The 25,715-nt window shown below is 68.5% G+C and carries 20 protein-coding genes; 14 read left to right on the top strand and 6 right to left on the bottom strand.

The genetic code is table 11. The annotated features are described in order from the left end of the window. Positions 1-28: 28 nt before the first annotated feature. Positions 29-232, bottom strand: a complete 204-nt coding sequence (locus CHB64_RS12410; protein WP_089412932.1) for a hypothetical protein — start codon at positions 230-232, stop codon at positions 29-31. 190 nt (positions 233-422) lie between these two features. Between CHB64_RS12410 and topA the strand changes: the two genes are divergently transcribed. The 11 genes from topA (at position 423) to CHB64_RS12355 (ending at position 17,386) form a co-directional block, all read left to right on the top strand. Beyond that, complete coding sequence (topA, locus tag CHB64_RS12405; protein ID WP_089412931.1) at positions 423-3,053, top strand: type I DNA topoisomerase; 2,631 nt, start codon at positions 423-425, stop codon at positions 3,051-3,053. 160 nt (positions 3,054-3,213) lie between these two features. Continuing rightward, entirely contained in the window at positions 3,214-3,804 is a 591-nt protein-coding gene (locus CHB64_RS12400; RefSeq protein WP_159462497.1) for a M23 family metallopeptidase, read from the top strand. 43 nt (positions 3,805-3,847) lie between these two features. Then, complete coding sequence (rnr, locus tag CHB64_RS12395) at positions 3,848-6,118, top strand: ribonuclease R (RefSeq protein ID WP_089412929.1); 2,271 nt, start codon at positions 3,848-3,850, stop codon at positions 6,116-6,118. Between the two features lie 66 nt (positions 6,119-6,184). Continuing rightward, positions 6,185-7,477: an MFS transporter gene (locus CHB64_RS12390; RefSeq protein ID WP_089412928.1), complete on the top strand. Its 1,293-nt coding sequence runs from the start codon at positions 6,185-6,187 to the stop codon at positions 7,475-7,477. A 96-nt stretch (positions 7,478-7,573) separates the two neighbouring features. Then, entirely contained in the window at positions 7,574-8,443 is an 870-nt protein-coding gene (locus CHB64_RS12385) for an RnfABCDGE type electron transport complex subunit D (protein ID WP_089412927.1), read from the top strand. A 21-nt stretch (positions 8,444-8,464) separates the two neighbouring features. Further along, positions 8,465-9,829, top strand: coding sequence for a DUF2330 domain-containing protein (locus tag CHB64_RS12380; RefSeq protein WP_089412926.1), 1,365 nt, complete (start codon positions 8,465-8,467; stop codon positions 9,827-9,829). Between the two features lie 487 nt (positions 9,830-10,316). Then, complete coding sequence (pgsA, locus tag CHB64_RS12375; RefSeq protein ID WP_089412925.1) at positions 10,317-10,892, top strand: CDP-diacylglycerol--glycerol-3-phosphate 3-phosphatidyltransferase; 576 nt, start codon at positions 10,317-10,319, stop codon at positions 10,890-10,892. A 5-nt stretch (positions 10,893-10,897) separates the two neighbouring features. Next, the gene (locus CHB64_RS12370) at positions 10,898-11,596 is read left to right on the top strand and encodes a response regulator (RefSeq protein ID WP_234993357.1); all 699 of its coding nucleotides are present in this window, start codon (positions 10,898-10,900) and stop codon (positions 11,594-11,596) included. A gap of 4 nt (positions 11,597-11,600) precedes the next feature. Continuing rightward, positions 11,601-12,911: an ATP-binding protein gene (locus tag CHB64_RS12365; protein ID WP_089412924.1), complete on the top strand. Its 1,311-nt coding sequence runs from the start codon at positions 11,601-11,603 to the stop codon at positions 12,909-12,911. Positions 12,912-13,034: 123 nt separating this feature from the next. After that, positions 13,035-14,222: an efflux RND transporter periplasmic adaptor subunit gene (locus CHB64_RS12360; protein WP_089412923.1), complete on the top strand. Its 1,188-nt coding sequence runs from the start codon at positions 13,035-13,037 to the stop codon at positions 14,220-14,222. After that, complete coding sequence (locus CHB64_RS12355) at positions 14,219-17,386, top strand: efflux RND transporter permease subunit (RefSeq protein WP_089412922.1); 3,168 nt, start codon at positions 14,219-14,221, stop codon at positions 17,384-17,386. Before CHB64_RS12360 ends, CHB64_RS12355 begins: the two co-directional genes overlap by 4 nt. Positions 17,387-17,399: 13 nt before the next feature. On the opposite strand, the gene CHB64_RS12350 is transcribed toward CHB64_RS12355, so the two are convergent. The 4 genes from CHB64_RS12350 to lgt form a co-directional block, all read right to left on the bottom strand. Then, positions 17,400-18,344 (bottom strand): ribose-phosphate pyrophosphokinase, encoded by a 945-nt coding sequence (locus tag CHB64_RS12350; RefSeq protein WP_089412921.1) that lies wholly within the window; start codon positions 18,342-18,344, stop codon positions 17,400-17,402. A 68-nt stretch (positions 18,345-18,412) separates the two neighbouring features. Beyond that, the gene (gene pgeF / locus CHB64_RS12345) at positions 18,413-19,198 is read right to left on the bottom strand and encodes a peptidoglycan editing factor PgeF (protein ID WP_089412920.1); all 786 of its coding nucleotides are present in this window, start codon (positions 19,196-19,198) and stop codon (positions 18,413-18,415) included. Continuing rightward, entirely contained in the window at positions 19,195-20,310 is a 1,116-nt protein-coding gene (locus CHB64_RS12340) for a class I SAM-dependent methyltransferase (protein ID WP_200815365.1), read from the bottom strand. Before CHB64_RS12340 ends, pgeF begins: the two co-directional genes overlap by 4 nt. Further along, the gene (lgt, locus tag CHB64_RS12335; protein WP_234993356.1) at positions 20,307-21,206 is read right to left on the bottom strand and encodes a prolipoprotein diacylglyceryl transferase; all 900 of its coding nucleotides are present in this window, start codon (positions 21,204-21,206) and stop codon (positions 20,307-20,309) included. The genes CHB64_RS12340 and lgt overlap by 4 nt, the downstream gene beginning before the upstream one ends. Before the next feature lie 142 nt (positions 21,207-21,348). Here lgt and CHB64_RS12330 point away from each other — a divergent pair, with 142 nt between their 5' ends. The 3 genes from CHB64_RS12330 to proC all read left to right on the top strand — a co-directional run bounded on the left by CHB64_RS12330 (position 21,349) and on the right by proC (position 23,067). Next, on the top strand, positions 21,349-21,603 hold the full coding sequence (locus tag CHB64_RS12330; protein ID WP_089412918.1) for an accessory factor UbiK family protein: 255 nt from the start codon (positions 21,349-21,351) through the stop codon (positions 21,601-21,603). Positions 21,604-21,670: 67 nt separating this feature from the next. Continuing rightward, entirely contained in the window at positions 21,671-22,174 is a 504-nt protein-coding gene (locus CHB64_RS12325) for a type III secretion system chaperone family protein (protein WP_089412917.1), read from the top strand. Positions 22,175-22,251: 77 nt separating this feature from the next. Then, the gene (gene proC / locus CHB64_RS12320) at positions 22,252-23,067 is read left to right on the top strand and encodes a pyrroline-5-carboxylate reductase (RefSeq protein WP_089412916.1); all 816 of its coding nucleotides are present in this window, start codon (positions 22,252-22,254) and stop codon (positions 23,065-23,067) included. A gap of 71 nt (positions 23,068-23,138) precedes the next feature. On the opposite strand, the gene CHB64_RS12315 is transcribed toward proC, so the two are convergent. Next, positions 23,139-25,676, bottom strand: coding sequence for a glycoside hydrolase family 3 protein (locus tag CHB64_RS12315; RefSeq protein WP_089412915.1), 2,538 nt, complete (start codon positions 25,674-25,676; stop codon positions 23,139-23,141). Between the last annotated feature and the right edge of the window lie 39 nt (positions 25,677-25,715).

The following is a 25,715-nucleotide window of genomic DNA, read 5'->3' as shown; positions in this document are numbered from 1 at the left end:
GCCGCAAACCGGAACCCCGGCGCGGCGGTCAGCGGCCGAGGGCCAGCCGCCGCGCTTCGGCCTCCGCCAGGCGCAGAAGATCGCGCAGCCTTTCGAGACCGGGCCCGGCGGCGAGATTCGCCATCTCCCGCGTCATTTCCTCGATATAGCCGGCGCGCTCGGCCGGGCCGGCCTTTCTCCAGAAGGCCGGCGGCGCGGCCGGCGCGCCGCGTTTGCTGCGCGTGAGCGACATAAGGGGACCCCTCTTTCGGCGCGTGTCGTTCCGATCCTGCGGCAACAACCTTTAATAACATATAACGCTGATACCTATACCATAGGTTGCGCGCCGGACAACCCGGCCAGTTGACAGCCGGCCGGCGCCCGACGCAGGGTCGCCGCCCGCCGCTCACCCGTCCCTCAGCCGACACGGAGCCTTCCGGCGCATGCAGGTCGTCATCGTCGAATCGCCGTCCAAAGCGAAGACCATCAACAAGTATCTGGGCGCCGGCTACAAAGTGCTCGCCTCGTTCGGGCATATCCGCGACCTGCCGTCCAAGGACGGCTCGGTGCGGCCCGAGGAGGATTTCGCCATGACCTGGGAGCTCGATCCGGGCTCCAGAAAGCGGGTCAACGAGATCGCCGAGGCGGTGAAGAAGGCGGACCGGCTGATCCTCGCCACCGACCCCGACCGGGAAGGCGAGGCCATCTCCTGGCACATCATCGAGGCGCTCGCCCGGAAGAAGGCCCTCAAGGACATCCCCGTCGACCGGGTCGCCTTCAACGCCATCACCAAATCCGCCGTGCAGCAGGCGATGGCCAATCCCCGGCGCATCGACCAGTCGCTGGTGGACGCCTATCTGGCGCGCCGGGCGCTCGATTATCTCGTCGGCTTCACCCTGTCGCCGGTGCTGTGGCGCAAGCTGCCGGGCGCGCGCTCGGCCGGCCGGGTGCAGTCGGTGGCGCTCCGGCTCATCTGCGAGCGCGAGATCGAGATCGAGCGCTTCACGCCGCAGGAATACTGGACCGTCGCCGCTCAGGTCGCGGCGGAGGACAGCCAGCCCTTCGAGGCGCGCCTCGTCGCGCTGAACGGGGAGAAGGTGCAGAAATTCTCCCTCGGCGACGAGAAAGCGGCGATGGCGGCCAAGCGCGCGGTGGAGACCGCCGCCTTCACGGTCGAGGCGGTCGAGGCCAAGCCCGCGCGGCGCAATCCGCCGCCCCCCTTCACCACCTCCACCCTGCAGCAGGAGGCCGCCCGCAAGCTCGGCTTCAACGCCGAGCGCACCATGCGCGTCGCCCAGCGCCTTTACGAGGGCGTCGAGATCGACGGCGAGACCACCGGCCTCATCACCTACATGCGCACCGACGGGGTGGACATGGCGCCGGAGGCGATCGCCGAGGCGCGCCGGGTGATCGGCCGCGAATTCGGCGCCGACTACGCCCCGGAAAGCCCGCGCGCCTACAAGACCAAAGCCAAGAACGCGCAGGAAGCCCATGAGTGCATCCGGCCCACTTCCTTCGCGCGCCTGCCCGAAACCCTGCGCCGCCTCGACGACGACCAGCGCCGGCTCTACGAGCTCATCTGGAAGCGCGCCATCGCCGCCCAGATGGAGTCCGCGAGGCTGGAGACGACGACCATCGACCTTCTGTCTGCGGACAAGAAGACGGCTCTGCGCGCGACCGGATCGGTCATCCTCTTCGACGGCTTTCTGAAGCTTTATGAGGAAGGCCGGGACGACCCGGAAAGCGAGAACGGCGCGGGCGTGCTGCCCAAGGTCCGCGTCGGCGCCGAAGCCGAAGCGAAGGAGGTGAAGGCCGAGCAGCACTTCACCCAGCCGCCGCCGCGCTATTCCGAGGCGAGTCTGGTCAAGCGCCTCGAGGAGCTGGGCATCGGCCGGCCCTCGACCTACGCCTCCATTCTCTCCACCCTGCGCGATCGCGGCTATGTGCGCATGGAGAAGAACCGCTTCATCCCGGACTCGAAGGGCCGCATCGTCACGGCGTTTCTCGAAAATTTCTTCCGACGCTATGTCGAATACGACTTCACGGCCAATCTCGAGGAGACGCTCGACGAGATCTCCAACGGCGAGGTCGACTGGAAGGCGTTCCTGCGCGATTTCTGGAGGGACTTCCACGCCGCGGTCGAGGATATCGGCGATCTGCGCGTCTCCGACGTGCTCGAAGCGCTCAACGACTCCCTCGCCCCGCTCATCTTTCCGTCCAAGGAGGACGGATCGGACCCGCGCGCCTGCCCGTCCTGCGCCGACGGCCGGCTGTCGCTGAAGCTCGGCCGTTACGGCGCCTTCATCGGTTGCTCGAACTATCCCGACTGCAATTACACCCGCCAGCTCTCCGCCGCGGAGAACGGCGAGAACGGCGAGGCGCAGGCCGACCGCGCGCTCGGCGTCGATCCCGAAACGGGCGAGCAGGTGTTTCTCAAAACCGGCCGGTTCGGACCTTACGTTCAGCTTGGCGAGCAGGACAGGGACTCCGGCGAAAAGCCCAAGCGCGCCAGCCTGCCGCGCGGCTGGAGCCCTGACGACGTCGATCTCGAAAAGGCGCTGCTGCTGCTTTCGCTGCCGCGAACCGTCGGCCCGCACCCGGACGACGGCGAGCCTATCGAGGCCGGCATCGGCCGCTACGGGCCTTATGTGAAGCACGGCAAGACCTACGCCAATCTTCCCTCCGTGGACGATGTGTTCGAGGTCGGCCTCAACCGCGCCGTCGCGCTGATCGCGGAAAAGCGCGCCAGTCCGCGCGGGGCCCGGACGGCCGCCAAACCCCTCAAGGAGCTCGGCGCCCATCCCGAAACCGGCGAGCCGGTCAACGTGATGAACGGGCGCTACGGGCCTTACGTCAAATCGGGCAAGACCAACGCCACCCTGCCCGCCGGCGTTGATCCGCAGACCGTCACGCTCGAAGAAGCCCTCGCTCTCGTCGCCGCCAAACAGAAGAAACCGGCGAAGAAGAAGGCGACCAAGAAGACCGCCGCGAGGAAAAAATCTGCGACGAAGAAAACCGCCAGGACCCCTGCAAAGACGCCAAGCAAGACGGCGAAAAAGGCGGCGGCGAAGTAATTCCCCGACGCACGACTTCGCCCGCTCGTCCCGGCGAAAGCCGGCATTCATGCCGCGCCGTACTTTCCGCCGCGCGCCGCTTCGCTTCCAGGTCCGCGCGATTCTCAAATCTTCTCGCCGGATTAACTTCCCGTGCGGGCTTCGCCGCTTATCATGGGGCATGGTCGCGTTGGTTCCGTCGTTGCGTATCGTCGCCCCCGCTGTCGCTCTGGCTGTCCTCGCCGGCTGCGCCACGGCGCCGCGGCCGGCGGGCGGCGACTTTCCGCAAACGCTGCGTCTGTGTCCCGGCGGCGGGATCGCGAACGCGCCGCCCGCCCATGGCGACGGGCGCGTTCGGGACTTCGACCCCATGATCGTCGCGCGCGGCGTCATGCTGGCCCGGGCGCCCGTCGAGGGATGTCTTTCTTCCGGCTACGGACCGAGACGCGGCGGCGCCGGCGCGTTCCATAAAGGCGTCGATCTCTACACGGGCCGCCCGCGCCCGGTGCTCGCCGCCGGCGACGGGATCGTGGCCGAAGCCGGAAAGCGGCGCGGCTTCGGCGACACGATCCTCATCCGCCACCGCAACGGGGTGGAGACCCGCTATGCGCATCTGTCGGGCTTCGCGCCTGGCATGCGGCGCGGGGCGCGCGTCAGAGCAGGCGACGTGATCGGACGGACGGGGCGGACCGGCAACGCCACCGCCGTCCATCTGCATTACGAAGTGCTGATTGACGGGAAGGCGTTGAATCCGCTTACGGTCGGCCGTTAGCCTCTCTGGCCCGCGCGCGCGCAGGCCGTTATGAAAGTCGGTTGTGGCCAAGCGATCCCAATCCTCCTCTCTGCCGACCAAACAGGAGATTCTCGACTATCTGGACGCCCATCCCGGCGAGGCGGCGCGGCGCGACATCGCGCGCGCCTTCGGCGTGAAGGGCGCGCAGCGCACGGCCCTGCGCGCGCTGCTGAAGGAGATGGAGCGCGCCGGCGAGCTGCGGCGCGCGGGCGCGCGGCGGGTCGCGCCGGCCGACCGCCTGCCGCCGGTGACGCCGGTCGACATCATGTCCGTGGACGAGGACGGCGACATGCTGTGTCTGCCGGTCGGTTGGAAAGGCGACGGCAAGCCGCCGCTCATCCGTCTGTCGGCGCGGGCCGCAGCGAAGATCAGGCCGGCGCCGGGCGTCGGCGACCGCTTTCTCGCCCGCCTGCGCCCGGCGGGCGACGAGGGCTACGGCGCGCAGTTCGTCAAGGCGCTCGGCAAGGGGGCGCATCGCTTTCTCGCCGTTTACCGCGCGAACCGGCATGGCGGCGTCGCAGAGCCCGTGGAGCGGCGCGCGCGCAACGTCTTCACGATCGACAAGGGCGACGCGGCCGGCGCTTCGGACGGCGATCTCGTCTGGGTGGAGACGAAGCACGCCCGCGGGTATGGTCCGGCCCGCGCGCGGGTGCGCGAGATCGCGGGCCATGTCGAGGATCGCGGCGCCTATTCGCTGATCGCGCTCGCCAATCACGGCATTCCGATCGACTTTCCCGAAGAGGCGCTCAAGGAGGCCGAGCGGGCGCGCCCGCCTGCCGCGCAGGGCAGGCTCGATTTGCGCGACACGCCGCTTCTCACCATCGACCCTGAAGACGCGAAGGACCATGACGACGCGGTCTGGGCCGCGCCCGACGACGACCCGGCCAACGAGGGCGGCTACAAGGTCATCGTCGCCATCGCCGACGTAAGCTGGTTCGTGCGCCCTGGCGGCGCGCTCGATCGCGAGGCGCTGCGAAGGGGAAACTCCGTATACCTCCCGGACCGCGTCGTGCCGATGCTGCCCGAGCGGCTGTCGAACGATCTGTGCTCGCTGCGCGAGGGCGAGGATCGGCCCTGCCTCGCCGTCGAGATGACCGTCGACGCCAAAGGCCGCAAGCGCGCGCACCGCTTCCATCGCGCGATCATGCGCTCGGCCGCGAAGCTGTCTTACGGCGATGCGCAGGCGATCATCGAGGGCGGCCAGGCGCCGGCGGCGGTCATGGCGACGGTGCGCCATCTCCACGCCGCCTTTCGCGCGCGCTGGGAGGAGCGCAAGCGCCGCGCGCCGCTCGATCTCGATCTGCCCGAACGGCGCATCGTGCTCGGCCCCGACGGCGCCGTGGCGCGCGTCGAGCGGCGCGAGCGCTTCGACGCCCATCGCGTCATCGAGGAGTTCATGATCCTCGCCAATGTCGCGGCGGCGGAAACGCTGGAGCAGCGGCGCACGGCGCTGATCTACCGGGTGCACGACTCGCCCGACCCGGAGAAGCTGGAGGCGCTCAGAGACTATCTTGCGAGCCTCGATTATTCCTTCGTGAACAGCCCCGCGGTGCGGCCCTCGCATTTCAATCAGATCCTGCGCAAGGCCGAAGCGCGCGACCAGAAGGAAATGGTTTCCGAAGCGATCCTGCGCTCCCAGAAGCAGGCGGTCTACGCGACGGAAAACCTTGGCCATTTCGGCCTCAACCTGCCGCGTTACGCGCACTTCACCTCGCCCATCCGGCGCTATGCGGATCTGACCGTGCATCGCGGCCTCGTCGCCGCCTGCAAGCTCGGCGCGGGCGGGCAGACGCCGCAGGAGGCGGCCGCCCTGTCCGATATCGCCGAGAAGATTTCGGACTTCGAGCGGCGCGCCGTCGCGGCCGAGCGCGAGTCCAGGGACCGCTATCTCGCAGGCTATCTCGCCGGCCGGGTGGGCGCCGAGTTCGACGCGCGGATCACGGGCGTGACGCGCTTCGGCGTCTTCGTGGCGCTCGACGAGACGGGCGCGGACGGCTTCACGCCGATGCGCGCGCTCGGCTTCGAGCGCTTCCGGTTCGACGAAAAGTCTCACGCCGTCGTCGGCGAGACCACGGGCGGACGCTACCGGCTGGGCCAGACGGTGCGGGTGCGCCTCGCCGAGGCCACGCCCCTCACCGGCGGCCTGCGCTTCGAGATGCTGTCCGATCCGCTGCCGCCCGACGCAGGAGCCAAATCGCGGCGCAGGCGCGCACCCGGCGGCAAGAGCGACGGGAAAAGCAAGATGCGGCGCAGGAGCGGGAAAAAGACCGCGCGCAAAAAATCCCGCGCGTGACGGCGCGCGGTTGCATCGCCGCCGCGCGCGGTTAGATATGCTCGCCTCTTTCCGCTCCCCCGCTTTATGGCCCTCGCACCCTCTCTCGCCGTTTTCCGGCACAGCGCCTATCTGCGCTACTGGATCATGCGCCAGCTCCTGTCCGGCGGGCGCCAGATGCTGGCCGTGGCCATCGGCTGGCAGGTCTATGACCTTGCGCGCCTGACCCGCTCGATCGAGGAGTCGGCCTTTCTGCTCGGGCTCGTCGGACTCGTCCAGTTCCTGCCCGTGCTGCTGCTTTCGCTGGTCGGCGGACAGGCGGCGGACCGCTTCGATCGCAAAACCATCCTGATCGTTAGCAATCTCGTCCGGCTTGCGGCCGTTCTCGGCCTGCTGGCGACGGCGGGGATGCCGGCGAACATCGCGCTGCCGGCGATTTTCGTCGTCGCGGCGGTCTTCGGCGGGGTCAACGCCTTCACGCCGGCGGCGAGCAATTCGCTCTATCCGACGCTTGTGCCGCGCGCCGAGCTCCATCAGGCCATCGCCTGGAACTCCCTCGGCTATCAGGGCGCGGCGATTCTCGGCCCCGCCCTCGGCGGCGTTCTTTACATCTGGGGTCCGCAGGTCGTGTACGGAACCGCGGCGGCGATGACCGTCGCGGCGATCGTCTCGATCGCGGCGGCGAACACCCCGAAGCCGGCGCCGGTCGCCGGCGCCCGCGGCCTGGCGATGGTCTTTGAGGGGCTTCGCTATGTGCGCGACAACAAGACCGTCTTCGGCGCCATCTCGCTCGACCTCGTCGTCGTGTTGTTCGGCGGGGTGACGGCGCTGCTCCCGGTCTTCGCCCGCGACATCCTGCATGTGGGCTCGGAAGGGCTGGGCGCGCTGCGCGCCGCGCCGGCCCTCGGCGCGGCTCTCGTCGCGGCAGCCCTCGCCGCGCGGCCTCTTTCGCGCAAAGTCGGCCCGTGGATGCTCGGCGCGATCGGCGTCTATGGCGCGGCGATGCTCGTTTTCGCCTGGTCGCCGCTGTTCTGGCTGTCCATCATCGCGCTCGCCGTCACCGGCGCCGCGGACATGATCTCGGTCTATGTGCGCCAGTCGCTCATCCAGTTCGCCACGCCGGACGCGATGCGCGGGCGCGTCTCTTCGGTCTCCTTCATCTTCATCTCCGCCTCGAACGAGCTCGGCGAGTTCGAATCGGGCGTGGCGGCGCGTTTCCTGGGCCCCGTCGGCGCGGTCGTGCTGGGCGGGACGGTCGCCATCGCGACGGCGCTCGCCTGGACGCGCCTGTTCCCGCAGCTCGCGCGCGCCGACCGCTTCGAGGACGCCGCCCTCGCCGCGCCGGCCGCGCCCGAGGCCGCCGCCGCAAAACCCACCTGACGGCGCCGGATTTGCGCCCCATTCCTCGGGTCTGATGCGCATCGGGGCGGGGCTTCGCCGCAAGGCTGGCGGCGGGCCGGGAAAGGGAGCCGTCTCTTGGCGATCATCCGGACAGCAGCGCTCCTGCGCGACGCCCGCCATTTTCAGATCGCCGGGCTCGCCGCGTTCTTGTGCGTCGGGCTTTCGGTTCGCGCCTTCGATGTCGGCGCGGCGCAGATCGCGACCATTCTCGTCGCCTGCATGGCGACGCAGCAGCTCGGCGCCGCGCTCAACGCGATGCGTTTCGACTGGAAGAGCCCGCTCATTACGACCCTCTCGCTCGCGCTGCTGCTGCGCGCCGACGGGCTCGCCCCGCTCGCCGCGGCGGGCGCGATCGCCGTCGGCTCGAAATTCGCGCTGCGCCTCAACGGCAAGCACGTCTTCAATCCGGCGAATATCGGCATCGCCGCGACGGTCCTCTTGACCGACGCGGCCTGGACGACGCCCGGCCAGTGGGGATCGGCGCTGTGGCTGGCCGCGTTCATCGCCGGCGCCGGCGCGATCGTCGCCCATCGCGCCGCGCGGCTCGGCGTGCCGCTCATCTTTCTGGGAACCTATGCGGCGGCTCTTTTCGTCCGGGCGCTCTATCTCGGCGATCCGCTCGCCATTCCGCTTCTGCGCCTGCAAAGCGGCGCGCTCGTGCTGTTCGCCTTCTTCATGATCTCCGATCCCAAGACGACGCCCGACGGGGCGCGCGCCCGCGCGGCCTTCGCGGCCGGCGCGGCGATCCTCGCCTACGTCCTGCAATATCATTTCTTCCTCGACGAGGGACTGTTTTACGCCCTGGCGCTGATGAGCCTCGTCCGTCCGCTGATGGAGCTGTTCGATCCCGCGCCGCGCTATCAATGGGGCGACGCGCCGCCCGCCTTTTCCGCGCCGCGCCTGGGGCCGCGAAAGGCCGCGCCCCGCATCCTTCCCGCCGAGTGACCGCCCTGAGAGGAGAGACCCATGCGACGCACGCTGAAGAAAAGCCTCATCGCCGCCGTTTCCGCCCTGGCCGCGGTCGGCGCGGCCGGAGGCGCGGCCGCGTTCTGCGGCTTTTACGTCGCCAAGGCCGACACGAAACTCTTCAACAAGGCGTCCAAGGTGGCGATCGTGCGCGACGGCGAGCGCACGGTCATCACCATGGCCAACGACTATCAGGGCGAGCTTGAAGAGTTCGCCCTGATCATTCCCTCGCCCGTGGTTCTCGAGCGCCAGCAGATTCACGTCGCCGACAACGCGATCCTCGACCATCTCGACGCCTACACCGCGCCGCGGCTGGTCGAGTATTTCGACGAGGATCCCTGCCGGCGCTACGAATACGACATGCTCGCAGCCTCGCCGGCGGCGGAAACCCGCGCAGGCCCGCGCCGGCGCGCCGACGCGCTCGGCGTCACCGTCGAGGCCGAATACACCGTCGGCGAATACGACATCCAGATTCTGTCGGCGAAGGAGTCCGACGGGCTCGCCGCATGGCTGACAGAGAACGGCTATCGCCTGCCGCCGGGCGCCGAGCCGGTTCTGGAAAGCTACATCAGGCAGGGCATGAAATTCTTCGTCGCCAAGGTCAATCTCGAGGAGCAGGCCGCCACGGGACTCAAATATCTCCGCCCGCTGCAGATCGCCTATGAAGATCCGCGCTTCATGCTGCCGATCCGGCTCGGCACGGCGAACGCCGACGGCAAGCAGGAGCTTTTCGTCTTCACCCTGACCCGCAAGGGACGGGTCGAGACGACCAACTATCGCACGGTCAAGCTGCCGTCGAATGTCGACGTCCCGATCTTCGTCAAGGAGGAGTTCGGCGATTTCTACAAGGCGATGTTCGAGACCTCCGTGGAGAAGGAGAACGAACGCGCGGTGTTTCTCGAATACGCCTGGGACATGAACTGGTGCGATCCGTGCGCGGCCGATCCGCTCTCGGACGCGGAATTGCGCGAGCTCGGCGTTTATTGGATCGGAAGCGGCGTCGAAGGACGCCTCGCGCCGGGCCCGGCGCGCGACGTGTTCGTCACGCGCCTGCATGTGATCTATGATGCGGCGCATTTTCCCGAAGACCTGATGTTCAAGGAGACCGGCGACCGCTCGAACTTCCAGGGCCGCTACGTGCTGCGCCATCCCTATAAGGGCGAGGCGCGCTGCGAGGCGGCGAAGGAATACCGCGCTTCCCTGCCCGACCGCTTCGAAAAGGAGGCCCAGACCCTGGCCAATCTCACCGGCTGGGACATCGACGAAATCCGTGGAAAGATGAAAGACGCCGATCAGCCTTTCGAACCTGCGCCGAAACAGCCGTGGTGGAAACGTCTGTGGGGGAACGATTCCAGGGACGGTTGAGCCCTCGTTCTGCAAACGCGTCCGTAACACGCCGATTCCTCTGCGCAGTCCGTAAAGCGCCGGCGCCGGAATAAGGCGCCCCGGCGCGGAGTCCCGCCAGCATAAGCCGGTTCGAAAGGGCGGGGATAAGTCCGCCTCATGGAGGTGGATAAGTCGGACCGTCCCCGAATAAACGCCGCCGGATCAACCGCTTGCCTCGCCTTCCGCGGCGCGCGCTTTCGTATACGATGCGCGAAAACGAAGGAGCGCGAAGCGATGCGACGCAGACACGCAATTGCAATCCGCTCGCTCCTCGCCCTGACAGCGCTGGGTCGTGGATCGGCGATGCGCCGCTGCACGTCATATCGGATTGAGGCGCGATGAAGCGGAAGCGACCTGATCGCGGATCAGCAGCGCAGCATTTCATGCTGCGCGGCATCCGCGATGACCTTATCCTCTTTCCTATCTCCTCTTTCCTATCTCCTCTTTCCTCATTTAGGCTCCCTGCATGGCGACTCTTCTCACTATCGCACGCATCCTCGCGGTCATTCCCTTCGCCGCGCTGTTTCTGGCGAACGCGCCCTGGAACATGAAGGCCGCCTTCGTCGTCTTCGCCCTTGCGGCGCTTACCGACCTTCTCGACGGCTACATCGCGCGCCGGCGCGGCGAGGTCTCGGCGCTGGGCGCGGCGCTCGATCCGCTGGCGGACAAGCTGCTGATCGCCGCGGCGCTGTTTCTGCTCGCGCGCAACGGCGTCATCCGCGAGGCGGGAATCGTCGCCGCGCTCATTATCCTCCTGCGGGAAATCCTCGTCGGCGGCCTGCGCGAGGCGCTCGCGCAACATGGGAAATCTCTGCCCGTCACCGCGCTCGCCAAGATAAAGACCGCCGCGCAGCTCGTCGCCGTCGGCTTTCTTCTCGCCGCTGCGCCGGGCGGCTTCGCGGGGCCGCGCCTCGCCCCTGTCGCCGACGGTTTTCTCTGGCTGGCCGCGGCGCTTACCTTATGGACCGGAGCCGATTATGTTCTGCGCGGCGCGCGCGCGCTCGGCGCCGGCGCGCGCCCCGCAGCAGGCAGCGAGAGCTGAGTTCGATGGCCGCTATGCGACAGGCCGGCGAGGAGTCGGCGCACATCCTGATCGTCGACGACGACGACCGCATCCGCTCGCTGCTGAAGCGGTACCTCGCCGAAAACGGCTATCGCGCTTCGGCGGCGGCCAACGCCGAGGAGGCGCGCGAGCTTCTCGCCTCCATGGCCTTCGACCTCCTCATCATCGATGTCATGATGCCGGGCCTGTCGGGCTTCGAACTGACGGAGAAGGTGCGGGCCGCCTCCAACGTGCCGATCCTGCTGCTCACCGCGCGCGGCTTGCCCGAGGACCGCATCGAAGGGCTCGAGCGCGGCGCGGACGATTATCTGTCGAAGCCTTTCGAGCCGCGCGAGCTTCTGCTGCGCGCGGCGAACCTTCTGCGCCGGGCCGGCCCCACGCATCCGACCCGGCGCACGATCACTTTCGGCGAGTGCGCATTCTCCCCCGCCCGCGGAGAGCTGCGACGCGGCGGCGAGATCGTCAAGCTCACCTCCGGCGAACTCGCCCTGTTGCGCGCCCTCGCCCAGAAGCCGGGCGAGGCGATTTCGCGCGCGGCCCTCGCCGAGCAGACCTCCGCCGCTATGGAGCGTTCCGTCGACGTTCAGGTCACGCGGCTTCGCAAGAAGATAGAGAAAGATCCGCGCGCGCCGATTTATCTCCAGACCGTGCGCGGCGTCGGCTACGCTCTCATGCCGGACTAGCGCGATGCTGAAGCGCTACCTTCCGAAAAGCCTTTACGCGCGCGTCGCGCTGATCGTCATTCTGCCGATCTTCCTGATGCAGTCTTTCGTGACTTATGTGTTCTTCGAGCGGCATTGGGATCTCGTCAGCGCCAACTTGTCCGCGAATGTGGCGAGCCAGATCGCGCTCATCGCCAAGCTCTATCGCGAAACGACCGACCCTGAGGAACGGCGCGCCATAGAAAGGCTTTCGACCGAGGAGCTCGAGCTCAATGTCCGCTTCGAGCCGCGCAAGACGATTCCCGACGCCGACAAGCTGTCCATCTTCACTCTGCACAACCGCACGCTGGAGCGCCAGCTCGACGAACGGCTCGAGGAGGATTTCTGGTTCAACACCTATAGTTGGCCGGCCTATGTCGAGATCCGGGTGCAGCTTGACGACGGCTATCTGGTGTTTCTGCCGCGCCGCGACCGGGTTTTCGCGACCACCGGGCCGATCTTCGTGATGTGGCTCATCGGCGTGACGCTTCTGCTAGGCTCGATCGCCATCGTCTTCCTGCGCAATCAGGTGCGCTCGATCCTGCGGCTCGCGGAAGCGGCCGAGGCGTTCGGGCGCGGCCGCGACGCGCCGGACTTCCGCCCCAGCGGCGCGGCCGAGGTGCGCCGGGCGGGCCTCGCCTTCATCGCCATGCGCGAGCGCATCAAGCGGCACATCCATCAACGCACGGCGATGCTCGCCGGCGTCAGCCACGATTTGCGCACCCCGCTGACCCGCCTCAAGCTCGCCCTCGCCATGCAGCCGGATTCTCCCGACATGGAAGCGCTGCGCGCCGACGTCGCCGAGATGGAGCGCATGGTCGAATCCTATCTCAGCTTCGCGCGCGATCTCGCCTCCGACGAAGCGCCGGGCGAGGTCGATCTCGGCGCGCTGCTCGGCGAGATCGTCGAGGACGCGGCGCGATCCGGAAAGGAAGTGGCGCTCGACGTCGCGCCGGGCCTGAGGCTGGCGGCCCGGCGCAACGCCCTCAAGCGCGCGATCAACAATCTCGTCGAGAACGGCCTCAAATACGCCGATCATGTCTGGCTGTCGGCGAAGCGGACCGGCGGAACGGTCGAGATCGTCGTCGACGACGACGGACCGGGCGTGCCGCCCGAGCGTCATGAGGAGGCCTTCAAACCCTTCGCCCGGCTCGACGAGGGCCGGCGGCGCGATCCTGACGGCGTGGGCCTCGGCCTTGCGGTGGTGCGGGACGTGGCGCGCAGCCATGGCGGCGAGGCGGCGCTCGCGCGCGCCCCGCAGGGCGGATTGCGCGCCGTTCTGCGCCTGCCGGGATGATTCCCCGATGTCGCAGGGCCCGGCGACGGATTTCCCGCGTATAAACGTATTAGTGAGATACCATATATCCGCGGGGGGCTGCGTCCTTCCGTGATTATCCGGCGCCGAATCGGGATCGAACGCATGGCGGCATCGCCTACTTCTCACGGCCGCGGCCAGTCAGGAGCGGCTTTTCGCTGGAGCTTCCTGGGAATAGCGCTCATCGCGGCCATTCTCGCGATCGCGGCGATCGCGCTGGTGACCGGCCGCGGCGGCGCGTCCGGGTCCGAGGCTGCCGGCGCCGATGGAAACGGCGGAAACGGCGCCGCGTTCCAGGCCCGTCGCCAGCGCCCGCCGGCCGTGGCGCTCGCCCGCGTGGAATTCGCCCCCGTCGAGCGGACCCTCAGCGCCATCGGCGCCGGCCGCGCGCTGCAGAGCGTCGAGCTCAATGCGGAGGTCGCCGGGATCGTCGCCGGGATCCTCGTCGAACCCGGCCAGCGGGTTAAGAAGGGCGAGCCGCTTTTGAAGCTCGACAGCCGCGCGCAGGAAATCGCGCTCGCCAAGGCCCGGGCCGAATATGCGATCGCCAAGACGAACGCCGAGCGGTTCTCCGGCCTCGTCGCGGACGAGGCCGCCTCGGCGCTGGAGCTCGAAGCGGCGCAGAACGCCTACGCCGCGGCCCGGGCGGCGCTGCGCCAGGCCGAATACGAGCTTGACCGGCGGACCGTTCGCGCGCCCTTCGACGGCGTCGTCGGCCTCGTCGATCTCGACGTCGGCGACTTCCTGACGGTGGGCGCGCGCATCGCCACAGTCGACAATGTAAGCGCGCTGCTTGTCGACTTCGCCATTCCGGAAGCGGCTTCGACCTTCGTCCGGCCGGGACTTGAATTCACGGCGAGCGCGCCGGCGGCGGGCGGGCGCGCCTTCGCCGGAACCATTCGCGCGATCGACAGCCGCATCGATCCGGTCACGCGCACCAGGCGCGTGGAAGGCGTGCTCGTCAATGAAGACCAGGCGCTGGTTCCCGGCGCGACCTTCGCGATCTCGATCTCCGCGCCGGGAGAGCGGGCGGTCAAGGCGCCCGGGCTCGCCGTACAGTGGGACCGCGCGGGCGCTTATGTGTGGAAGCTGAGCGCGAACGGCGTCGCCCAGCGCACGCCTGTGACGATCCTTCAGCGCACGGCCGATTCAGTGCTGCTCGACGCGCCGCTGACAGGCGCCGATTACATCGTCGCGGAAGGCGCAGACATCGTCCGCGCCGGCATGCCCCTGCCGCGCCCTGACGAAGCGGCTCGCGCGGGCGACGCGAACGCAGCCGCCGGTTACAGATGACAGACTCCCCGTCCCCTGCGACAATCACCGCTTCGTCGAGCTTCGTAGCGCTGTTCATCAAGCGCCCGATCCTCTCTTCTGTCCTCAGCATGCTGATCGTCATCGCCGGTCTCGCCGCGCTGTTCGGCGTCGAGGTGCGCGAGCTGCCCGACGTCGACCAGCCTATCGTGACGGTGAGCACGAGCTATCCCGGCGCGACGCCGGAGTCGATCGACGCGGAAGTGACCGCGATCATCGAGAACGCCGTCGCCCAGGTGGACGGCGTCCAGTCGATTTCCTCAAGCTCGTCCTACGCCCGCAGCTCGGTGACGATCGAATTCTCGCCGAATGTCGACATCAACATTGCGGCGACGGACGTGAAAAACGCTGTCTCAGCCATTCAGCGCAACCTGCCCGTCGGCGCGGAGGAGCCCTCGGTCGTCAAGGCCGACTCCGACGGCTCGCCGATCATGCGCCTCGCCGTCTTCGCGCCTGGCATGGCGGAAGGCGCGCTGGGCGATCTCATCGAACGCATCATCCAGCCGCGCCTTCAGGCCGTCGAAGGCGTCGCGTCGGTCGACGCCTACGGCGTGCGCAAGCGGGTCATTCGCATCCGGCTCGACCCGGTGCAGCTCGCCGCGCGCGGCGTCGCGGTCGACGACGTGGCGCGGCTCGTCGCGCGCTCCACGCTGAGCGCGCCGTCCGGCACGCTGATGAGCGGCCGGCAGGAGCTGCTCATCCGCACCGAGGCGCCGGCTGCGACGCCGGAAGAGATCGCCGGCCTGCGCATCAACGAGGAAACGCGCCTCGGCGACATCGCCGTCGTCGAATGGGACGTGGAAAAGCAGACGCGCAGCACCCGCCTCGACGACGCCCCGGCCGCCGGTCTCGCCATTCTGCGCCAGGCCCAGTCGAACACGGTCGCTGTCGCCGACGGCGTGCGCGCGGCGATCGCTGAGCTTGCGCCGACCCTGCCGCCCAATGTGGAGATCCGCGTGTCCACGGACGATTCGATCTTCATCAAGCGGGCCATTGAAGAAGTCGCGATCACGCTCGGCATCGCGGTGCTCATCGTCGTCGGCGTCATCTTTCTCTTTCTAAGGTCGGCGCGCGCGACGCTCGTGCCCGCCCTCGCCATACCGATCTCGCTGATCGGCACGCTCGCGGCGATCTATCTCGCCGGCTTCTCGATCAATATCCTGACGCTGCTGGCGCTGGTGATGGCGACCGGACTCGTCGTCGACGACGCGATCGTCGTCACTGAGAACGTCGAGCGCTGGCGGGCGATGGGCTACGGCCGACGCGCCGCCGCGCTCCTCGGCGCGAAGGAGATCGTCTTCGCCGTCATTTCGACGACGGCGACGCTGGCGGCCGTGTTCGTTCCGATCTCCTTCCTGCCGGGGCAGGCCGGACGGTTATTCTCCGAGTTCGGCTTCGTGATGGCCTTCGCCGTGCTGATCTCGTCCTTCGTAGCGCTGACGCTGTGCCCGATGCTCACCGCCAAGCTCGCGCCGAGCGCGGCGCCCGGCGGCGCGAAAAAAAAACCGGGTCCCATCGAACGTTTCGGCCATATGGCGGCGGGCGTCTATGCCGGCGCACTGCGCGCGCTGCTGCGCCGGCCGCTGCTGCCCTTCATCGCCGCCGGCGTCTTCGCCGCCGGCGCGGTGACGACGTTCAACATGCTGCCCAAGGAGCTCACCCCGCCGGAAGACCGCGGCCGACTGTTCATCCAGGTCCGCGTCCAGCAAAGCGCGAGCTTCGATTATCTGGAAGAGAAGATCAGGCAGGTCGAAGACCGGCTCGCGCCGATCGTCGAGAGCGGCGACGTCAGGGGCGTTCTGTCCATCGCCGGCGCCGGCGGCGGCAATAGCGGCTTCATCATCGTGCAGCTCAAGGACTGGTCGGCGCGCAAGCGCACCCAGCAGGAGATCGAAGCCGCCGCCGAGCCGCTCATTTCCTCCGTGCCCGGCGCGCAGGTGTTCCTGCGTCGGGGAAACAGCCTGGGCATCCGCGGCGCCGGCCAGGGCCTGCAATTCGCGGTCGCGGCGGACGATTACGAAGCGGCCGCCGACGTCGCCGAGGAAATCGCGGCGCGTCTCGACGCCGACCCGAGATTCACCCGCGCCGCGCTCAACTTCGAGCTTTCCCAGCCGCAGCTCGACGTCCGGATCGACCGCGACGCCGCGGCGAAGCTCGGGGTCGACGTCTCTTCCGTCACGACGCTGCTCAGCGCGATGGCGGACGAATATCGCGCGGCGGAAATCTTCGCCGGCGAGACCATTGTCGAGGTGCTGTTGTCCGCCCAGGGCGAGCGGGTGGACGATCCGTCCGATCTCGCCAATCTGTTCGTGCGCACGTCGAGCGGCCAGTTCGTGCCTTTGTCGATTCTCGTCGATATCGAAGAGACCGCCGTGCCGGCTCGCCTTTCCCGTGAGGAACGACGGCGCGCGGCGCCCGTGACCGCGAGTCTCGCGCCGGGAACCTCGCTGGGCGAGGCGACGCGCGCGCTGCGCGAGGCCGCGGCGGAGATTCTGCCGAACAATATGGCGATCCTGCTGCTCGGCGAGGCCAGACTGCTGCAGACGGCGACGGACAGTTCGCTTATCGTCTTCGCCTTCGCAGGACTCGTCGTGCTGCTCGTGCTCGCCGCCCAGTTCGAAAGCTTCATCAGCGCTCTCGTCATCATGGCGACCGTTCCCTTCGGTCTGGCGGCGGCGATCTACGCCATGGCCGCGACGGGCGTGTCGTTCAATTATTACAGCCAGATCGGACTGGTGCTGCTCATCGGCATCATGGCGAAGAACGGGATTCTGATCGTGGAGTTCGCCAACCAGCTGCGCGACGAGGGCGCGGACGTGCGCGCGGCGATCGAGGAAGCGGCGCGCACCCGCCTGCGGCCCGTGCTGATGACGGCGCTGTCGACCGTGCTCGGCGGATTGCCGCTGATCCTGAGCTCCGGGGCGGGCTCGGAGGCCCGTTCGGCCCTCGGCTGGATCGTGATCGGCGGGCTCGGCTTTTCGACGCTGTTCACGCTGTTTCTGACGCCGTCGGCCTATCTCATGCTCGCCCGCTTCGCCGGCGCCCGCGCGCGCGAAGGCGCGCTCGTCCGTCGCGAGCTCGCCGAGGCCGCGGCGCGAAACGCGGCGTCCGCCCTGCGCGAGCCGAAAGGACTCGCCGCGGAATGATGCGCGCGCCGGCTTAATCGAACAGGCTCGACACCGACTCTTCGTTGGCTATGCGGCGGATCGCTTCGGCGAGAAGATCGGCGATGGTCACGATCTCGATCTTCGCGCAGGCCGCGACCTCTTCGCGCGCCTTGATGGAATCGCTGATGACGAGCCGCGCGAGGGCGTCGGCCTTGGCGATCCGTTCGACGGCGTTTCCCGAGAGCACGCCGTGGGTGACGAAGGCCGAAACGCTTTTCGCGCCCTTGCCCATCAGCGCCTCGGCGGCGTTCACCAACGTGCCGCCCGAATCGACGATGTCGTCGAACAGAAGACAGTGCCGACCTTTGACGTCGCCGATGATGTTCATCACCTCCGACACGCCCGCCTGCTCGCGCCGCTTGTCGACGATGGCGAGCGGGCGGTCGTCGAGGCGCTTGGCCAACGACCGCGCGCGCACCACGCCGCCGACGTCGGGCGAGATGATGGTCACATCGTCGAGCTCGCCGCCGTGGATCTCGCGGATGCGCCGTTCGAACACCTTCACGGCGTAAAGATTGTCCGTCGGAATGTCGAAGAAGCCTTGGATCTGCCCGGCGTGCAGATCGACCGTCAGCACCCGGTCGGCGCCCGCCGTGGTGATGAGATTGGCGACCAGCTTGGCCGAGATCGGCGTGCGCGGGCCGGCTTTGCGGTCCTGCCGGGCGTAGCCGAAATAGGGAATGACGGCGGTGATCCGACTCGCCGAGGCGCGCGTCAGCGCGTCCATGATGATGAGAAGCTCCATCAGATTGTCGTTCGCCGGGGTGGAGGTCGACTGGATGACGAAGACGTCTTCCCCGCGCACGTTCTCGCGGATCTCGACGAAGACCTCGCTGTCCTTGAAAGTGCGGATGTCGGCCGCTGAGAGCGCCGTGGCGAGGCGCTTGCCGATCTCCTCGCTCAACGGTCGATTGGAGTTCCCGGCGATCAGCTTCATGGAGCCCTCTTTATCGTTGCGCGCCGGCGGGTTGTGACGCTTTCCTGACGGACGATCAAGCCCCGCCTTCAACCGCCGTTTTCAGGCCGGACGATCGCGGAGAGGTTGCGGCCATAGGCCTGCGCGCCGCGCCGGCGCCCGTCGCGATAGCTGAAATAGCGGTCGGGTTCGCCGAGCGTGCAGACGCCGAGATCGTCGAAGGCCGCCACCCCCGTCTCGGCGAGGCGCCAGCGCGCGAAGCCGGCGAGATCGAGCTGGCGCTTCTCCGGCCGCGCGCCGGGGGCGAAGAAGCGCTCGGAAGCGGGATGACGGGCGAGAAAAGCCTCGACGAGATCGAGGCCGACCTCGAAATTCGGCTGGCGCAGGCAAGGCCCCAGCGCGGCGACGATCCGCGCCGGCTTCGCCCCCAGCGAGGTCATGAGCGCGACCGTCGACTCGAGAATCCCGGCGAGCGCGCCGCGCCAACCCGCATGGGCGGCGCCGATCACGCCCGCTTCCGGATCGGCGAACAGGACCGGCATGCAGTCCGCCGCGAGCACGCCGAGCGCAATCCCCGGCCGATCCGCGACCATCGCGTCGGCTTCCGGTCCCGGCCCCTTCCATGGCTCGGCGACGACGATCGCGCGCGCCGAATGGACCTGGCGCAAGGTGACGAGACAGTCCGGCGCGACGCCGAGGGCGCGCGCGCAGCGCGCGCGGTTCTCCGCCGCGCAGGCGGGATCGTCGCCGGAAGCAAGGCCCGTATTGAGGCTCGCATATTCCCCTGCGGAAACGCCGCCCGTCCGGCCGAAAAAGCCGTGGCGAACGCCCGTCGCGGCGAGTCGGGGCGAGACGAGATGCGGCGGCGCGCTCACGGCGCTTCGAATCCGGCGGGCGGCGGCAGATCGGGCGATGCTATGCACATCGCCTTGAAGACCTCTCCCATCTGTTCCGGCGCGGCGATGCGATGCGCGCCCTGACGGATGGCGAGCGCTTCCTCAGCGGTCTTGCCCGCGCACAATCGCTCGACGCGCAGCGCAAGGCCGAGCCGGTCGAGAAAGGTCCCTTGCGGGACAGGCCCCCAGACCGCGGCGCCGGCGTCCAGGGCCGCGCGCGAAAGCGCCTCGAAATCGACATGAGCGGTGATGTCGGCGAGCCCCGGCGATGCCAGCACCGGCCAGTAGCGGTGGCGACGCACCGCCTGCAAGGTGTCGCCAAGCCCCGAGGCGATATGGCCGTAATCGATGATGAGCGCGCGCCCGCCGTTCTCGACCAGAAAAGCGGCGATCTCGGCGGCGAGCGCCCGGCCCGGTTCGCAAATCTCGAAGATCGCGCCTTCTGGCGTTTCCTCCGCAGACGGAAGGTCTATCTCCGGCGGCGGCGGCGTCTTCGCGTGGACGAAGGCGAGCGCCTCGCCGTCAGGCGCGACGCCGATGAGCCGCTCGCGCCAGCCGGCGCCCGCGCGCTCGAACTGGCGGACGGGCAGGCAGTCGAACAGCTCGTTGGCGACGATGAGCGTCGGATCGGGCGGAATGTCTGCAAATTCGTCCGCCCATAGCGGGCGCGGCCGGAAGGAGCGCAGGCGCTGCTGCTGCTCATGGCGCAGCCGGCCGCTGGTTTCGACGAGCCAGAGCGTAGCGGCGTCGAGAAAGGCAGGACGCACCGACGCCGCGCGCAGGATGTCGACCATCAGCACGCCCCGACCGGGTCCGAGTTCGACGAGGTTGAACGTCGCGGGCTGGCCAATGTCGAGCCAGCTCTGCACCAGCCACAGGCCGATGAGCTCGCCGAAGATCTGGCTGATCTCCGGCGCCGTGGTGAAGTCGCCCGCCGCGCCGATGGGCGCGGCGCGCATGTAGTAGCCCTCATGGGGATGGCCGAGGGCGTCGGCCATGTAATCGGCGACCGTGATCGGGCCGTTCGCCCTGATGAGCGCGATGAGCCGTTCTTCGAGAGGCGTCCTTTCGGCGGCCGGCTCGCGCGTCACGGCTTGGCCGCCTCCCGGCCGGCCCCTTTTGTCCGCGTCCGCCATATCAGCCAGAGCCCAAGCGCCAGCATCGGCAGGGACAGGATCATGCCCATGGTGAGGCCGAGAGGAAAGTCGGGCATGTGCGCGTCGGGTTCGCGGAAATTCTCGACGATGATCCGCGAGACGGCGTAGCCGGCGAGAAACAGCCCGATGCTCGCGCCTGGCCGCTTCAGCAGGCCGAACGCATGGGTCGCGACCCGGATGACGATGAAGAGGACGATCCCTTCGAGCGCCGCCTCGTAAAGCTGGCTGGGATGGCGCGGGACCTGAAGCGGATCGGTGGGAAACGCCATCGACCACGGACCGTCCCAAGGCCGGCCGTAAAGCTCGGCGTTGATGAAGTTCGCCACGCGCCCGAAGAACAGCCCGATCGGCGCGGCGCAGGCGAACAGATCGCCGAGGGCGAGCGCGTCGAGCCTGTATCGGCGCGCGAACAGCCACCCGGCGAGCGTAACGCCGATGAGCCCGCCGTGGAACGACATGCCCCCGCGCCAGAGCATCAGCGCCGGCGGGATGTGTATCCAGCCGATCAGCGTCTTGAGAAAGCCGGGCGCCATGTTCGCTCCGAGCGATTCCCAGGGCTGTATCAGCAGGCTCGGCTCGTAGAAGAACACATAGCCGAGACGCCCGCCGGCGATGACGCCTAGAGCGACCCAGAAGATCACGTCGTCGAGCTGACGCCGGTCGAGCGGCGGGCCTGCGGCCGGTTTCCACAAACGCGCATTGTTGAGCAGCCGGACGAGATACCACCAGCCTAGCGCGATGCCGCCGATATAGGCGAGCGAATACCACCGAATCGGCAGCGGGCCGATGCGGAAGGCGACCGGGTCGATCTCGGGATAAGGCAGACTCATCGCCGCCTGCTTAGCCCATATGCCCCCGCCGTCCCAAGAGATTTGACGCGCTTTGATCGCCCGGCGGGCGCACCGCGCGGTTTCGCCCTGTCGCCTTTGGCCCTCCCCCGCCGTAAAGTGCGGCCGGAAAGGACCCTCGCCCATGCAGACCCAGAACCCCTTTCTCGACGAGCTCGCCAAGCTGATGACCGAGGCCGCCGGCGCGGCCGACGGCGTGCGGCGAGAGGCCGAGACCGTCATTCGCGGCAATCTCCAGCGGCTCATCGCGGACATGGACTTCGTGCCGCGCGAGGAATTCGAGGCCGTGCGCGACATGGCCCGCGCCGCGCGCGAAGAGAACGAGGCGCTGAAGGCGCGAATCGCCGCCCTCGAAGAATGGCTAGGGAAAACTTCCTGAGACGAATCATTGCCCCCCTCGGCCGACTCGCCGCGTCATCAGGGTGCACCTGACCGAGAGGGTATTCATGTCCATCGAGCTGCTCGACGCGCCGGTCGCCCTGGCCGATCCCCTGGAGGCGCTGGAGATCGCCGCTGACGCCCTCGGCGCGGAGGCCGAGCGGGCGGATCGAAGCGAACTCCATCTCGCCGTGTCGGGCGTCTGGCGCGACGTCGGCCTGTGGTTCACCTGGCGCGACGAGGTCTCCACCCTGCAGATGGGCGCCCCGCTCGAGCTCAGGGCGCCGGCCAATCGCCTGCTCGAGGCGAGCCGGCTCGTGACCATGGTGAACGAGCGCCTGTGGATCGGCCATTTCGACCTGTGGTCGGAGGACAACAACATCGTTTTCCGCAACGCCATCGTGCTGCCGCCATCAGGCGCGCTGGACGCCGCGCAGGCGCAATGCCTGGTGCGCGGCGCGATGGAGGCGATCGACCGGTTCTATCCCGCCTTCAATTACTTCGTATGGGGCGGAAAATCGCCGGACGACGCCCTCGAAGCTTCGCTGTTCGACACGGCGGGCAACGCCTGACGACGGCGCCTGCGCGTTCCACGCGCGGCGTCGAAAAGCGGTTTTCGACCCGCGGCGCAGTGCGATAGACTGCCTGCATGACCAAAGAAATCTCCGTCGCGCTTGTCGGCGCCGGCGCCATGGGCGGCGCGCTGTTGCGCGGCTGGCTGTCGGCCGGAACCATCGATCCCGCCGCTTCCGCCGTCTTCGATCCGGCCGCCGACGCCGCGCTCAAGAAGCTCGCGCGCCGGCATGATTTCGCGCTCAACCCTTCGCCGGAAGGGATCTCGGTGGACGCGCTGGTCCTCGCCGTGAAGCCGCAGGCGGCGGCGAGCGTGCTGCCGGCCTACGCCGCGATCGCGCGCAGCGCCCTGGTGATCTCGGTGATGGCGGGCATGAGCCTCGCCGCGATCGGGCGCGCGTTGGGCGATCCGCCGCGCGTCGCGCGCGCGATGCCCAACCTGCCGGCGGCGTTCGGCGCGGGCGTGACCGGACTCTATGCGCCGGCGACGGTGAACGCGCATGGACGCGACGTCATCGACCGCCTGATGGCGGCGACGGGCGAGACGGTCTGGGTGCGCAGCGAGGAAGAAATCGATTTCGTGACCGCCGTTTCGGGCAGCGGCCCGGCCTATTTCTTCCTTCTGACCGAGGCGCTCGCCGAGGCCGGCGCCGCGCTCGGCCTTGAGAAGGAGGCGGCGCAGCGGCTTGCGCGCGCGACCGCCTCAGGCGCGGGCGCGATGCTCGCCGCCGATCCGCGCAGCCCGGCGGACATGCGCAAGGCCGTGACCTCGCCCGGCGGCACGACCGCAGCCGCCCTCGGCGTGCTCGATGGCGACGCCAAGGCTCTGCGCCGGTTGATGAAGGAGGCGGCGGCGGCGGCCGCGAAACGCGCGGCGGAGCTGACGGAGTAAACCCGCGCCGTATCTCGGCCGCCGCGGGCGGAAACAAGCGTTTCGCCTTTTCCCCGCCCGCGGCGCGCTCGTCAGCGACAGGTCATCGTCCCCGCCTCGGCCGGCGCGAGCGCGATGGCGGAGAAGTCGAAGCCGAGCGCGCCGGCCGTTTCGAGACGGAACGGCGCCGTCACGCGGGCGGGATCGAGCCCGTCGGCGACGAAGCACTGAAGGCTCACGCTGAGGCGCCCCCAGCCGGCGCCCTCCATCGCCGCGAGCGTATCGGCGACGTCGACGCCGCCCTCGCAGCCTTCCCCGCAGGCCATGGCGAGGCGCGCCGGCGCCGCAGGCGCGCGCGACACGCGCGCGTCGATCGTCAGCGCAAGGCCGGCTTCGACTGCGTTTGCGAGATCAAGCGGGGCGTCCGTCGCGATCATCACGTAAGCCGCCCCCTCGCCGTTCCAGCGAGCGGCGCGCGCGTCTTCCTGCGCCGCCCGGTCGAAGGCCGCGAGCGACAGCCCGCCGCCGGGGGTTTGCGCCGAAGGCGCGGCCGCTTCCGCTTCCTTCCCCCCCGCTTCGCCGATCACGAGCCTCATGCCCGTCGCAGGAGCGCCGCGCGCAAAGAACGTCGATGCGCCCGCTTGCGCCGCGACGCTTTCTTCCGGCAGTTCAGGCAGCTCGGTCCTGTCGGCGTAGGTCAGGCCGTAGCCGAAAGCGAACAGGGGCTCGTAAGGCTCGTCCCCGACATTGAGCGGCGTCTGCGTGGGCTCAGCCGGCCAGGAGAAGGGAAGCTTTCCCGTGAAGTCGTAACGCACGCCGCCCGCCTCGTCGCGGAACAGAACGTCGGCGATCCCGCCGCCCTCCGTTCCCGGCAGCCAGGCCGCGACGAAAGCGTCGGAGGCGTTGAGTTCGGGATTAGCCCACAGCGGCCGGCCCGAGAGGAAGACCGTGACGACCGGAACGCCGTCGGCCCTCAGCCGGCGCATGGCCGCAAGCAGCGCCGGATCGCGCCGGTCGAAATCGACCGTCGGCCGGTCGCCGTATCCTTCCGCATACGGCTCTTCTCCGATGACGAAAATCGCGACGTCTGGTCTTTGCGTATATTCGCCGTCCGGCGCATGTTCCACTGCGCCGCCGGCGCTTTCGACCGCGGCGCGAATCCCGGCGAAAATCGTCTCGCCGTTCGGGAATGCGTCGTTATCGACGCCCGTTCCCTGCCAGGTGAGCGTCCAGCCGCCCGACTGCATGGAGATGCTGTCCGCGCCGTCGCCGGCGACGAGCACCCTCCTCCCCGGCTGCAGCGGCAGCACGCCGCCGTTGTTCTTGAGCAGCACGAGCGATTCCCGCACGGCCTGGCGGGCGAGCGCGCGATGGGCGGGCGCGCCGAGCAGCTCCGTGCGCCCGGCGAGCGGCCGCGCGGAAGGCTTCGGCTTGTCGAACAGGCCCGCGCGCAGCTTCACGCGCAGGATGCGGCGCACCGCGTCGTCGAGCCGCTCCATCGGTATCTCGCCGCTGCGGACCTGTTCGAGCGTATTGTGATAAAGCCCGCGCCAGCTGTCCGGCGCCATGAACATGTCAAGGCCGGCGTTGAATGAGGCCGGGCAGGATTCGTTCGTGCACCCCTCTACCTGGCCGTGGCCGTTCCAGTCGCCCACGATGAATCCGTCGAAGCCCCAGCGCTCCTTGAGAACGCCCGTCAGAAGGCCGCGCCGGCCGTGCATCTTCTTTCCATGCCAGCTGTTGAACGAGGCCATGACGGTCTGCACGCCCGCCTCGACGGCCGCCGGATAGCCTGCGGCGTGAATGTCCCTGAGCTCCTCCTCCGTCGAGAGATTGTCGCCCTGGTCGACGCCGTCCTTCGTGCCGCCGTCGCCGAGGAAATGCTTGGCGGAAGAGACGACCCTGCCGGGCGAGAAAAATTCATCCGTGCCGGGAGCCCCTTGCAGTCCTTCCACAATGCCGCCCGAATAGGACGCGACGACCTCCGGCGCTTCGGAAAAGCCCTCATAAGCCCGGCCCCAGCGGTCGTCGCGCGGGACGGCGACGGTTGGAGCGAAGGTCCAGTCATGGCCAGTCACGGAAAGCTCCACGGCGGTGGCCTCTGCGATGCGTCGCGCGAGCGCCGGATTGCGGGTCGCGCCGAGTCCGATATTGTGCGGAAAGATCGTGCCGCCGACGACGTTGTTATGTCCGTGCACGGCGTCGATGCCGAAAAGCGGCGGGATGCGCACGGCGCCTTCAGGCCCCTCCATCGCCGCTTCGTAATAAGCGTCGAGAAGCTCCAGCCACTCTTCCGCTGCAGCGTAGGCTTGGCCCTTGGGCGCGGAGTTCCCGCCGCTGAGCACCGAGCCCAGCTTGTAGGTTTTGAGATCCTCAGGCTCGATCGCGCTGCTGTCGGCCTGAATGATCTGGCCGACCTTGTCTTCAAGGCTCATCCGCGCCATCAGCGCGTCGATGCGCGCCTCGAGGGCGGGATCATGCGCGAAAGGCGGCGCGACTTCCGGCCATTTTTCGGGATGAGCGACAGGCCCCTCGCCCCCCGTCTCCACCGGCGCCGAGGCGCAGGAAATCATCGCCGACGCCAACGCTGCAACGGCGGCGCGCAAGAACAGTCTTGATACGGCAGTCATGGTCAAACCCCTCCCAATGATCTAACGGGCTCCAAACGC

Source organism: Amphiplicatus metriothermophilus (genome assembly GCF_900199215.1).
Classification (GTDB): Bacteria; Pseudomonadota; Alphaproteobacteria; order Caulobacterales; family Parvularculaceae; genus Amphiplicatus; species Amphiplicatus metriothermophilus.
This window is presented reverse-complemented; position numbering and strand designations above follow the sequence as displayed.

Coding starts and splice junctions, on each gene's coding strand:
- CHB64_RS12410 (WP_089412932.1), bottom strand. CDS start 232: ATGTCGCTCACGCGCAGCAAACGCGGCGCGCCGGCCGCGCCGCCGGCC.
- topA (WP_089412931.1), top strand. CDS start 423: ATGCAGGTCGTCATCGTCGAATCGCCGTCCAAAGCGAAGACCATCAAC.
- CHB64_RS12400 (WP_159462497.1), top strand. CDS start 3,214: ATGGTCGCGTTGGTTCCGTCGTTGCGTATCGTCGCCCCCGCTGTCGCT.
- CHB64_RS12390 (WP_089412928.1), top strand. CDS start 6,185: ATGGCCCTCGCACCCTCTCTCGCCGTTTTCCGGCACAGCGCCTATCTG.
- CHB64_RS12380 (WP_089412926.1), top strand. CDS start 8,465: ATGCGACGCACGCTGAAGAAAAGCCTCATCGCCGCCGTTTCCGCCCTG.
- pgsA (WP_089412925.1), top strand. CDS start 10,317: ATGGCGACTCTTCTCACTATCGCACGCATCCTCGCGGTCATTCCCTTC.
- CHB64_RS12370 (WP_234993357.1), top strand. CDS start 10,898: ATGGCCGCTATGCGACAGGCCGGCGAGGAGTCGGCGCACATCCTGATC.
- CHB64_RS12365 (WP_089412924.1), top strand. CDS start 11,601: ATGCTGAAGCGCTACCTTCCGAAAAGCCTTTACGCGCGCGTCGCGCTG.
- CHB64_RS12360 (WP_089412923.1), top strand. CDS start 13,035: ATGGCGGCATCGCCTACTTCTCACGGCCGCGGCCAGTCAGGAGCGGCT.
- CHB64_RS12355 (WP_089412922.1), top strand. CDS start 14,219: ATGACAGACTCCCCGTCCCCTGCGACAATCACCGCTTCGTCGAGCTTC.
- CHB64_RS12350 (WP_089412921.1), bottom strand. CDS start 18,344: ATGAAGCTGATCGCCGGGAACTCCAATCGACCGTTGAGCGAGGAGATC.
- lgt (WP_234993356.1), bottom strand. CDS start 21,206: ATGAGTCTGCCTTATCCCGAGATCGACCCGGTCGCCTTCCGCATCGGC.
- CHB64_RS12330 (WP_089412918.1), top strand. CDS start 21,349: ATGCAGACCCAGAACCCCTTTCTCGACGAGCTCGCCAAGCTGATGACC.
- CHB64_RS12325 (WP_089412917.1), top strand. CDS start 21,671: ATGTCCATCGAGCTGCTCGACGCGCCGGTCGCCCTGGCCGATCCCCTG.
- proC (WP_089412916.1), top strand. CDS start 22,252: ATGACCAAAGAAATCTCCGTCGCGCTTGTCGGCGCCGGCGCCATGGGC.
- CHB64_RS12315 (WP_089412915.1), bottom strand. CDS start 25,676: ATGACTGCCGTATCAAGACTGTTCTTGCGCGCCGCCGTTGCAGCGTTG.